The organism is Meiothermus rufus DSM 22234, from assembly GCF_000423425.1.
GTDB classification, from domain to species: Bacteria; Deinococcota; Deinococci; order Deinococcales; family Thermaceae; genus Meiothermus; species Meiothermus rufus.
Map to the genome: position 1 here is coordinate 1 of NZ_AUHY01000117.1, position 1875 is coordinate 1875.

A 1875-nucleotide genomic window follows, 5' to 3' on the forward strand; every position below is an offset into this window, starting at 1 on the left:
ACCCGGTATGCAACCTTGGGCAGTTCCTTGGGTTGTTCATTCACGGGGGGCCTCCTGGGATACCGACTGACCTTTTTTGATGTATTCCTCGAGGTTTTCGACTGGGATCAGCAGCTTTCGGCCTAGACGGCTAGCAACAAGACGTCCTGCTCTTATTTCCCGGCGCAAACTTTCTTCATGAACGCCCAGGAGGCTGGCTGCTTCTTGAACGGTGTAGGTCAATCTGGATGGCAACTGTAGTTTCCGCATTGCAATCACAAATACCACTTACTCAGCCGGATGTCAAGTACAGTTGCAATGAGTTGTGTTAGGTTGTTTACAAATGACAGCTACAGTTACCACCCAAGCAAATAAAGTGGTCACCATAATGCCCGTAGATGATGTTTCTTTGTTCGTTCAGAAAAGGATAAAAGAGTTGGGTTTGTCAGTTAGAAAAGTGGCTAGCATGGCTGGAATTAGCCATACTCATCTTGGCAACCTGATTAGAGGCATTTCATCTTGGAAAGAGGTGCAGTTTTCAACTTTAGAGCGTTTGGCATATGCTTTAGATATTCCGGTTAACGATTTGATTTACCTAGTTCGAGGCAAAGTACCCAGTCTTGATCACCGCGAGCGCGTCACCCCCGTTCGCTTCCTAATCCAACCCGTGCGCGGCCTGGCCAGTGCCGGCCAGCCGGTAGACCCGGAAGGGGTGCCGGTGCTGGCGGATGTGTGGCGGCGCGGCAGCCTGCTGTACCGGGTGGAGGGCGACAGCATGGCCCCCACCCTTCACGATGGCGACCGGGTGTATGTAGACCCCAGCGAAACCGAGCTACGCGAGGGGCGCATCTACATCTGCGAGATACCGGGCGACGGTCACACCATCAAACGGGTGCGCCGCCTGGACGACGGTCAGCTCTGGCTGGTGTCGGACAACCCCGCTTACCGGCCCTGGCGGCCTTCCGAGATGCGGATTGTGGGGCGGGTGTACTACCACGATCCGGTGGGGGGGAGGTTGTGATGAATGAACCAAAACAAACCTGTTCGTATTTGAACATTTAGCTATGGAGCACGAACCTCTATTTGAGCCAGATTCGGACATCACAAGACGATTAGAAAAGCTCGATGGTGAAGGTTTAGAGCTTTATGTTGCTGATTTGTTGAGCATGTTTAGGCCATTGGGTTGGAAGGTATATGTAACCAAAAGATCACGTGATATGGGCGGCGACTTGGTTTTAGACAACCCAGATGGCATCAGATATGTTATTCAAGCCAAGCACCGCCAAGACGATGAAAAGGTAATTGGACTTTCAGCGGTGCAGCAAGCTGTAGCAGCAAAAGCCGCTTACGGAGCCCATCACTCCATAGCGATGAGCAATGCAGTTGATTTTTCTGAACCAGCTAAACGTTTGGCGGCGTACAACAAGACTATTCTTTGGACTAAGCATGAGTTGCAAAAGTTATACTTTGCCTCTATTTATCGAGATGAAAAACTTTTGCAAGAAATTGGTTTGGAACTTGGTAAGCCTGCTAGTTTACCTAAACCGCAAAGTACTTTTGAGCTTGTGCCTCATATTCCATCTCCGGAGTCCGTTTTTGCTTCCCAGTTAGGACAGCAGGCTGAGCAAAAAACACTCCCGCTTGAAGTTCGCCCCCGCTTTACTTCCGATGCACCAAAAAGCAAGTCTAGGTTTTTGTTCTGGGCACCTGCTTTCTTGGTTGCACTCTTAGCTGCAATCGCCATTTTTGGGCTTAAGAGGGTTTGGGTAGCATCAGAGCAGCCATCCCCAGAAGATGTGGTCCCAGGGTATGACCGTGCCTATCGCCATGCTTTGAACACCAACGATACTTCCCAGTTGTTTGAATATGCTGCCCAAGAGCTTATTTCAGCAAGGG

General features: G+C 50.3%; 3 protein-coding genes. 2 read left to right on the forward strand and 1 reads right to left on the reverse strand.

Annotated elements, in window-relative coordinates; translation table 11 throughout:
* Nucleotides 1–36: 36 nt before the first annotated feature.
* On the reverse strand, nucleotides 37–249 hold the full coding sequence (locus tag G552_RS17120) for a helix-turn-helix domain-containing protein (protein ID WP_036271030.1): 213 nt from the start codon (nucleotides 247–249) through the stop codon (nucleotides 37–39).
* 118 nt (nucleotides 250–367) lie between these two features.
* Here G552_RS17120 and G552_RS16560 point away from each other — a divergent pair, with 118 nt between their 5' ends.
* Together G552_RS16560 and G552_RS16130 are read left to right on the forward strand one after the other, a co-directional pair.
* Complete coding sequence (locus G552_RS16560) at nucleotides 368–1000, forward strand: XRE family transcriptional regulator (protein WP_425411447.1); 633 nt, start codon at nucleotides 368–370, stop codon at nucleotides 998–1000.
* 43 nt (nucleotides 1001–1043) lie between these two features.
* Nucleotides 1044–1875 (forward strand): restriction endonuclease (locus G552_RS16130; protein WP_084640458.1); only part of this gene is annotated, 832 nt, incomplete at its 3' end.